Source organism: Hymenobacter amundsenii, from assembly GCF_002204745.1.
GTDB classification, from domain to species: domain Bacteria; phylum Bacteroidota; class Bacteroidia; order Cytophagales; family Hymenobacteraceae; genus Hymenobacter; species Hymenobacter amundsenii.
In genome coordinates, this window is record NZ_NIRR01000099.1 from 1 (window position 1) to 888 (window position 888).

Consider the following 888-nt stretch of genomic DNA (forward strand, 5'->3'; position numbering starts at 1 on the left):
ACTAAGAGCATGTTTGGGAATTAGTGGGCTGTAGCTCGGCGTAAAGTCATGGTCAAGTTGGCGACCAGCAGCCACGCGGCATGGCTGGCCGTTGTGCGCTCGTAATCCATGGCGAGCCGGCGAAAGCAGTTGAGCCAAGCGAAAGTACGCTCCACCACCCAGCGTTGAGCCACCGGGACAAACCCGCGGGTGGCACTGGGCGGCCGACTGGCCACCTGATGCTGCCAGCCCAGGGCCTGCACGTGCTGAGCGAATCGGCCACAGTAGGCTTTGTCAGTCAGTACCTTACGCAGTCGGCTGGCCCAGGCGGGGCACAGCTGCGTGGGGGCGGGTAGTAAGGGCCCTGCCGCCCGGCTATCGTGGCCGTTGGCCGCATGCACATGCACGCGCCAGATGCGCCCGCCCGTGTCGCAGAGCACCTGCCGTTTACGCCCGTTGACGCGCTTGTGGGCGTCGAGGCCTCGTTGCTGGCCCAGGCGTGGGGCCAATTTGACGCTTTGTGCATCGACCAGCGCCAGCGACGGGGTCGCCAACTGCTTACAGGCCAGCCGGTCGGCGCGGTTAGCCGCCTCGTTAAGGCCGTGCAAGAGGCCTGTGCTTTGCCAACGGGCAAAATAGTAGTATACCGCCGACCAGGGCGGAAAACAAGCCGGCAGGCTGCGCCATTGGCAGCCCGTGCGACATATGTAGCGCAGGGCGTCAACAACTTGGCGCAAACATAAGCGCCGCTTGCGTTGCAGCGGCAGCAAGGGCGCAATAACTTGCCACTGCGAGTCAGTAAGGGGTTGATAGCCGTCAACCATGATGCGAATCGGAGCCTAGGAACTCCTACCGCAACTTACTGGCTCGTTTCTTTTCGCCCTACCTAATTCCCAAACACGCTCTAAG

1 protein-coding gene is annotated in these 888 nt (G+C 62.4%); it reads right to left on the reverse strand.

The genetic code is table 11. The features are described from left to right. Positions 1-20: 20 nt before the first annotated feature. Complete coding sequence (locus tag CDA63_RS20080) at positions 21-803, reverse strand: IS5 family transposase (RefSeq protein WP_088466228.1); 783 nt, start codon at positions 801-803, stop codon at positions 21-23. Positions 804-888 lie beyond the last annotated feature (85 nt).

Excerpts from the sequence above, each read along its gene's own strand:
- CDA63_RS20080 (WP_088466228.1), bottom strand. The coding sequence starts at position 803 with ATGGTTGACGGCTATCAACCCCTTACTGACTCGCAGTGGCAAGTTATT.